Origin of the sequence: Pseudomonas sp. (genome assembly GCF_036387035.1) — a bacterium.
Taxonomy (GTDB): domain Bacteria; phylum Pseudomonadota; class Gammaproteobacteria; order Pseudomonadales; family Pseudomonadaceae; genus Aquipseudomonas.
Genome location: NZ_DASVUM010000178.1, coordinates 1 through 7,594 on the forward strand (window position 1 = coordinate 1; position 7,594 = coordinate 7,594).

8 protein-coding genes are annotated in these 7,594 nt (G+C 61.6%); 3 read left to right on the plus strand and 5 right to left on the minus strand.

Translation table 11 applies throughout. The features are described 5' to 3' along the window. From VF672_RS16980 to VF672_RS16990, 3 genes are all read right to left on the minus strand, one after another. Window positions 1–602, minus strand: a 602-nt coding sequence (locus tag VF672_RS16980) for an NAD(P)H-binding protein (RefSeq protein WP_331105722.1), incomplete at its 3' end; no start/stop codon positions are given. A gap of 239 nt (window positions 603–841) precedes the next feature. Further along, window positions 842–2,536, minus strand: coding sequence for a C13 family peptidase (locus VF672_RS16985; RefSeq protein ID WP_331105723.1), 1,695 nt, complete (start codon window positions 2,534–2,536; stop codon window positions 842–844). A 160-nt stretch (window positions 2,537–2,696) separates the two neighbouring features. Then, window positions 2,697–3,152, minus strand: a complete 456-nt coding sequence (locus VF672_RS16990; RefSeq protein ID WP_331105724.1) for a MaoC family dehydratase — start codon at window positions 3,150–3,152, stop codon at window positions 2,697–2,699. A gap of 195 nt (window positions 3,153–3,347) precedes the next feature. Here VF672_RS16990 and VF672_RS16995 point away from each other — a divergent pair, with 195 nt between their 5' ends. From VF672_RS16995 to VF672_RS17005, 3 genes are read left to right on the plus strand one after another with little or no spacing between them, the layout of a single operon-like run. Beyond that, window positions 3,348–3,710 carry a CidA/LrgA family protein gene (locus VF672_RS16995; RefSeq protein WP_331105725.1) on the plus strand — a complete coding sequence of 121 codons (363 nt, stop codon included), beginning with the start codon at window positions 3,348–3,350 and terminating at the stop codon, window positions 3,708–3,710. After that, a complete protein-coding gene (locus tag VF672_RS17000) occupies window positions 3,707–4,423 on the plus strand; it encodes an LrgB family protein (protein WP_331105726.1) in 717 nt (238 codons plus the stop codon). Before VF672_RS16995 ends, VF672_RS17000 begins: the two co-directional genes overlap by 4 nt. 10 nt (window positions 4,424–4,433) lie before the next feature. Next, the gene (locus VF672_RS17005; protein ID WP_331105727.1) at window positions 4,434–5,024 is read left to right on the plus strand and encodes an LON peptidase substrate-binding domain-containing protein; all 591 of its coding nucleotides are present in this window, start codon (window positions 4,434–4,436) and stop codon (window positions 5,022–5,024) included. A 70-nt stretch (window positions 5,025–5,094) separates the two neighbouring features. Here the strand turns inward: VF672_RS17005 and VF672_RS17010 are convergent, their stop codons facing one another. Then, a complete protein-coding gene (locus VF672_RS17010) occupies window positions 5,095–6,411 on the minus strand; it encodes a bifunctional DedA family/phosphatase PAP2 family protein (protein ID WP_331105728.1) in 1,317 nt (438 codons plus the stop codon). A gap of 4 nt (window positions 6,412–6,415) precedes the next feature. After that, a complete protein-coding gene (locus tag VF672_RS17015) occupies window positions 6,416–7,099 on the minus strand; it encodes a DNA-3-methyladenine glycosylase (protein ID WP_331105729.1) in 684 nt (227 codons plus the stop codon). Between the last annotated feature and the right edge of the window lie 495 nt (window positions 7,100–7,594).

The window sequence follows — 7,594 nt, forward strand, 5'->3', positions numbered from 1 at the left end:
CGCACGCCGTCCTGCTCTTCCAGCGCCAGGCGCCATAGCGCGCGGGCGAGGCTGCAGGCTTCGATGCCGCCGTATTTGCCGGGAATCAGCTTGGCCAGGGGCGCGGCCAGTTGTTCCACAAGCCGCTGATCCTGCCGCTCGCCAATCAACAGCGACGGCTGAGCGATGGTCAGCTGCGGCCAGCCTTGCAGCTTCAGCGCTTGTTCCATCTCGCCTTTCACGCGGCTGTAAAAGATGCTCGATTGCGGGTCGGCATTCACGGCGCTGATCACTAGCAGATGACGCGCGCCCAACTCGCGCGCACGTTTGCCGAAGGCCACGACCATGTCCAGATCCACGGCCCGGAACGCTTCCTGCGAACCGGCCTGTTTGATGGTCGTGCCCAGGCAGCAGAAAGCGATGTCGACGGGGCCTTCCAATGAGGGCAGCAGGCTTTGAAGATCGCCGACCGGATTTTCCAGGCGTGGGTGTTCAGCCAGGGCGCGACGGCTGGGGGCGAGGACGCGGGTGACAGTGGGTTCGTTAAGCAGGCGGTCGAGCAGGTGCTCGCCAGTCAATCCGGTAGCTCCGGCGAGCAAAATGTGCTGAGGCGTCAAGTACATGATCTTTCTCCCTTGATACGCCACAAGCATAGGCGCTGTACCGGAACAGACTACAAGCGAAGCGGGAGGGTTTCACAAAAACACATGAAATGTTCATGCGCGTCGGCATTTGGGCCTGACCCGATCCGTAGGAGCCGGCTTGCTGGCGAACCCGATGGGGCACTGACCCTTGCAGCGCCGGAACAAATGCGTTCGCCAGCAAGCCGGCGCCCACAGCTTTTTACATCACCTGGGTGCACTCAGCGTCGGACGGTATTGAGCGCGCGCTCCGCCTGACTTTTGCGCAACTGCCGCCAATGCGCGACGACCCCTTTCGGCGCCCACATCTGCGGTTCGGAAGCTTCAAAGCTCTCGTCCGTCTCGCGCTGGGCAACAATATCCCGAGCTTCGTTGAACGCTTGCACCAGATCGTCGGTTTCAACCAGCGCTTTGCCGAACAGCGCCTCGCCGAAGTAGGTGAAATCGGCTTCTTCAGAGCAGCCGAACGACACCCGATCCTCTCGCGAGGCAGTGATCACCATCGTCCGCTCGTCCTTGATCGCCGGAATGAAACCGCCTGAATAGCAGGCGGAAATCACCACCACCTTGTCGCGATTTTTCAGCGGCGCCAGTATGCCGGCCATCTCGTTGGCGGGCAGGTCCGACAGCTCCAGGCGCGGTTGATCCAATACCAATTCGTGTTCATGGGTGCCGTGGCTGGTGAGGTAGATGAAGATCAAGTCTTCCGGCCCGCTGCGCTTGGCCAGGGTTTGCACGGCGCGGCTGATGGTCTCGCGCGTGGCCAGCGGGCGGTCGGCCATGTGATCGCGATGGTTGACCAGCGTGATCTGCCCGAACGCACCGAAGCGCGTCGCGAGCAATTTGTTGACGTAATCGGCTTCGCGCAAAAAGACGCTCTGTTTGCCATCGCCACCCACAACAAGGCTGTAGAGCTCAATGGCGGGCGTTGAAGCGGGCACGGCGGACAGCGCTTTCTCGACGAGCGCGCCTTGGGCCAGCAAGCCGGTTTCCAGCGGATCGGGCAACAGCTTGCCGGCGGCATCGCGCACGCGCTGACCGTTTGACCAGGTGCCGCTCTGGACTTGCCCGTCTGCCGTGGTCAGCACGCCGCTGCCTTGATAGTTGTCGTTGTCGAACTGTCCGACGTACACGCTGCCGTCCGGGAGCTTCAAGCTGCCGGAGCCGGAAAAGCGCCAGTTTTTAAAATCCCCCTGATAGCGGGTGCCGTCAGTGCCGATCAATTCGCCCTTGCCGGTGAACGCGCCATCCTTGAACTGCCCCGACCAGACATCGCCGTCGGCATTCTCGTAGCGGCCGCGACCGTTGAGCTGATTGTTGTGAAAGCCGCCGACGTATTGATCGCCGTCAGCGCTGTTGAAATTGCCGGTGCCCTCAAGCTGGCCGTCGACGAACTTGCCGCTGAACTGGTTGCCGGCCGAATCGTTGCGCTGCCCTTCGCCGTTGGGTTTGCCGTGGGCGAACTGGCCCTGATACTCGCTGCCGTCGTCCAGCTCCAGATGCCCGGCGCCGTCATACAGGTCGGCCTTGAACTCGCCGCGATAGCTCATGCCGTGCTCTTTGAGCGTGCCTTCACCCTCACGCCGCCCCAGCTTGTAGCCGCCGTCATAGGTACCCGCGCTGGTGGTGAGCGAGCCCTGACCGTGGAAGAGCCCGTCCTGAAAACCGCCGCGGTACACGTCGCCATTGCTGGCGTGCCATTCACCCTGGCCGTTCCACTGACCGTTCTTGAATTCCCCGGCATACCAGCTGCCATTGGGGTAATCGATCCGGCCCTTGCCTTGCAGCACGCCATTGATGACGTCGCCGCGATAGCGCCCGCCGTCGGGCAGGCGGGCATCAGGCGGCAACAGCGATTCGCCGTCGCCGCAAGCGGTAAGAAGGAGGGTCAGGGCCAAAGGAGCAAACGCGCGCATGGTAAATCCCGAAAATAAGTTGTTTCGGCGTGATCAGATCGCGTACGTGTATCGAGTCGCTCACACAGCCGCCGCGAGTATGCCGCAGCGAGGAACGCTCATGAAACAGTCTGTTACGACTGTTTCATGTTTTGGAGGGCGTAAAAGGGGCGCTGCGGGGTTAGACGAAGCAGAGCGAAAGCGGTTCAGCCACGAACGCAGGCTTGTCCAGGCCTTCGATTTCAAGCGTCGCGGTGGCTTTGAGCAGCCATTGGCCGGGTTTCTTTTCGGTGGCCTCGGCCAGCGTGACTTTTAGACGAACGCGCGAATCGACCTTCACCGGCTGGATGAACCGCACACTGTCCAGGCCATAGTTGATTGCCATCTGCATGCCTTCGGGCACAACCATGAGGGATTCCATCAGTTTGGGAATCAATGACAGCGACAGAAACCCGTGGGCGATGGTCGAACCGAATGGCGTCTGCGCCGCTTTGACCGGGTCGACGTGGATAAACTGAAAGTCGCCGGTGGCCTCGGCGAACAGATTGATGCGCGCCTGATCGATGGTCAGCCAGTCGGAGCATCCCAGATCCTTGCCTTCATAGTGCTTGAGTTCTGCAGCGGGTACGTAAGGCATCACGGCTCTCCTGACTGAGGGTTGTTTTCGCGGGCGATGTTCCGGGCACGACGGGGCAGGCGCTGTTATTGCCTGGTACTGAAGATCAGCACGCCGCACCGCGTAGGTCAACGTGCCCTCAACTGGCGAATACCACCCCATAGGCAGCGCGGGTGGCGTGCCTATAATGTCGCCGCGAACCTGCTGGAGTTTTTTATGTTGCTAAGAGGCCTGACCTGGCTTGTGCTGTTCCAACTGATCGGAACCGCCCTCAACCACTTGTTTCTGTCGATACTGCCTGGCCCGATCATCGGGCTGGTGCTGCTGATGATCTACCTGATGACCCGGGGCGAAGTCAGCGAACCCATCAGCCTGGCGGCCAGCAGTCTGCTGCGTTACCTGCCGCTGCTGCTGGTACCGCCCGCTGTCGGCGTGATGGTGTATGCCGACCAGATCGCCGAGGACTTCTGGGCGATTGTCGGTTCGCTGGTCATTTCATTGATGGTCTCGCTCACCTTCGCCGGCTGGTTGATGCAAAAACTCATCGACCGCCAGACCCGTCGCAGGGAGCCATCATGAGCCTGGATTGGCATGGCGCCTGGTTGTCGGTCATCCATCATCCGCTGTTCGGGATCGCCATCACGCTGGGCGCTTATCAGGTGGTGCTGGCGGGCTACGAAAAAACCCGCTGGGTGTTTCTGCAGCCGGTGCTCATCTCGATGCTGGTGGTGATCGGCGTATTGGTCGGCTGTGGGCTGTCTTACGTTGAGTACCGCAAAAGCACCGAGATCCTCAGCATTCTGCTGGGCCCGGCAACGGTGGCGCTGGCCGTGCCGCTTTATCTGAATCTGCGGCGGATCCGGCAGCTGTTCTGGCCGGTATTGACTACGCTGGTGTTGGGTGGCGTGCTGGCCACTGGGCTGTGCGTCGGCCTGGGTTGGGTGCTGGGCGCCGACCACATGATTCTGATGACGATGGCGCCCAAGTCCGTCACTTCGCCGATCGCCATGCTGGTCGCCGAACAAATTGGCGGCGTGGCGGCGCTCGCCGCTGTGTTTGTGTTGATAACCGGTGTGATCGGCGGCATATTCGGCCCCGGCCTGCTGACCCTGGCGCGGGTGCACAGCCCGGAAGCTCGAGGCATGGCCCTTGGGCTGACGGCACACGCGGTGGGCACGTCGGCGGCTCTGCAGGAAAGTGAGGAATGCGGCGCCTTCGCGGCGCTGGCGATGAGTTTGATGGGTGTCGCCACGGCCTTGTTCCTGCCGTTGGCGGTGTCTCTGGTTGCTTGAGGATGGGTTTATGTCGTTGCCGCTGTTTCCACTGAACGCCGTGCTGTTCCCGGGGTGCGTGCTTGATCTGCAACTCTTCGAGGCGCGCTACCTCGACATGATTGGCCGTTGCATGAAGCAGGGCGAAGGCTTTGGCGTGGTCTGCATCACTGAAGGCAGTGAGACGGGCGACGTGCCGGACGGTTTCTCGATGATTGGCTGCGAAGCGCGGGTGACCGACTTCCAGAAACAAGACAACGGCCTGCTTGGCATCCGGGTAGTGGGCGCTCGACGCTTTCGGGTGAAGGACTACAGCACCCAGCGCGACAACCTGTTGATCGGCGAGGTCGAGTGGCTCGACGATCCTCAGGAGCAACCGCTGCAAGAGGAAGACGACGATCTGGTGGCCTTGTTGGCCGCATTGGCCGAACACCCCATGGTGGCCGCGTTGAACATGGGGCTCACCGCCAGCGGCCAGCACTCATTGGCTAATCAACTGGCGTATCTGCTGCCGTTTGCCGAAGAAGACAAGATCGAGCTGCTGGAGATCGAAGATGCTGAAGAGCGCCTCGATGCGATTCAGGACCTGCTCGACGAGATGCAAGGCGACATGCAGGCCTGACGGGCCTGCGTACTGTCGTCTCGGTCCCGCGCGGCGTCGGCTTCATAAGGCAAGTCGCGTTTGCGCCGTCTCAGTACTGATAACGGATCAGACCGTGCGGGAACGAGTGCAGTCCGAACCCGCCGAACAGCGCAACCATCGCCGGCAGCACCAGCCACCACACTTTGATTGGCAGCGCCTCCAGCGGCTTCTTGTTCTGTACGAACGCAAGGCTTGCGGCACAGGTAAAAAACGCCAGCAGCATGCCGGCTGTGACATCCGTGGGCCAATGCACGCCCAGATACACCCGCGACATCGCAATCGCCAGCGCCGGAATGCCGCCCAGCAGCAGCCAGGTCAGTCGCAATCTCACCGGCTGCCCGCGACCGGCCAGCACCGCCAGCGTCATGAACAGTGCAAAAGAGGCCGAGGCATGTCCGCTCGGCATGCTGTAAGTCCCCAATGCTTCCGTCAGTACGTCGGGTCGGGCGCGGGCGAAGGTGTACTTCATGCTCTGATTGATCAGCGCCGCGCCGAGGGTGGTGCCGATTACGAAAATCGCATGACGCCATTGCCGCGTAACCACCAGCAGAATCGTGAGCAGAGCGGCCGCGCAGAATTGAGTGCGGAAGTCTCCGAGGCCGGTCACCATCACCACGAAGTTCTCGGCCGCAGCGCTTCGGCTGGCCTGCACCACGGTCATGATGCCCTGATCGAAATCGGCCAGATACGGCCAGCCCAGAAACACACTGACCAGCAGAATAAAGGCCGTCAGGGCAATCACTTTGGTCGCGTAGGGCTTCTGCCGCAGGCTGCTCTGCACGCTGATGCCCAGCAGAATTGCCAGGCCGCCACCCACCACGGCGGCCTGGGGCCAGAAGTTTTCCGGCAGCGGCAGACGGATCGCGGCGCCCGTTGCCCAGCCCGGCAGAATGTAGGCCACCGACCAACCGGCTGCCGCAATCAGGCTGACACCGGCGAAGCGCACGAACGGCATGTCGCACATTCCGGCAACCATCGGCAGCATGGGGCGCAGCGGGCCGATGAAGCGGCCGACGAGCAGGCTGGCGATGCCATAGCGCTGAAAATACGTCTCGGCGCCGCCGATCAATTCCGGGTGATTACGCAGCCCCGGCAATTGCCGAATGTTCTGATGGAAGCGCCGACCCAGAAAGTACGACACCAGATCGCCCAATATGCCACCCAGAAAACCCAGCAGCAGGGCTTCGCCCAAGGGCAGCACGCCGCTGCCGGCCAGCGCGGCGATGGCGAACAGCACGACGGTGCCGGGCACGACGATGCCGGCGATGGCCAGGCACTCGATGAAGGCGACGATGAAAATCGCCGCACCCAGCCACGAGGGATTTGCGCCCAGCCAGGAGGTGATGCTGTCGAGCCAAGCGCCCATGGGTTTAGTTTCCTTGCTCGATGAAAATGTAGTCGCGCCCTTCGACTTGCCCGCGTCTGACCGGGTTCCGTGTGCAGAAGCGGGCGTAGGCGGCGTCGACGTATCGGTACATCAGGTGCTCGTCGCGTCCCAGGGGGATGCCGAGCCGGGTCGTCTGAATAATGCGCGCCGGTCGCTGACCCACGTCCTCGACAAAAAGGCGCTCCTCATCGAAGCGCTTGGCGTCCCACATCGGCACCTTCAGCCCCAGCGCTTTGCACAGCAGCGTCTGCCCGGCACACAGCCGCTCGGGCGTGCGCACATTGCCACTGGCATCGGGGTTATTGAGCAACATCCGGGCGAGGGCGTTTTCATCGGAAACCGCATCGACCCACGGGTAGGCCGATTTGATCAGCACGGAATTGCCCGGGCCTTCCGCGCTAAAATTCAACGAGTCGGCACCGCGGGCGTAATACATATAAATGTGCCCGCCTTCCAGAAACAAAGCCTTACGCTTTTCCGTGTAGCCGAGGGACGCATGACTGCCCTTTTCGGACACGTAATACGCTTCCGTCTCAATAATCCGCGCCGACAACCACAACTCGCCGACCTTGTGCCGGATCACCTTGCCAAGCAAGTCCCGGGCGAGCGTCTGCGCGTCGCGATGAAAAAAAGAATCCGGCAGGGCGCGTGGCGATTGATCGGGCATAAACAAGCGCAGTCAGAGAATGGACCGCGATCATAACAACATCGGCCTTAATTGGAGCTGAATGGGCATCTCCCCGCACGGAGACAGACCAAAAACCCCAGCGCCCACACCGACGCCTTCCCGGCTAAAGCCGGTCCCACTAAAAGCATCGCATCCCGCCAGTGGGACCGGCTGCGACCCCTGTAGGACCGGCTTCAGACGGGAAGCCCTTGATCTGCTTCTGATCTGCTTCTGATCTGCTTCTGATCTGCTTCTGATCTGCTTCTGATCTGCTTCTGATCTGCTTCTGATCTGCTTTTGATCTTCATACGCAAAAGGCCCAATCACCGCCAATCGCGACTTGGGTGCAGGCTGAACGCAGGTTTCGCGCAGTGGGCCGAGCCGCATGGATGCGGCGAGAGCGCCGTCAGGACATGGATGTCCGTTCGGCGCGGGCCCACGGAGCGAGACCGGAGTGAGGGTATTCCGACGAAGGAGGAACCCAACCAGGAGCAC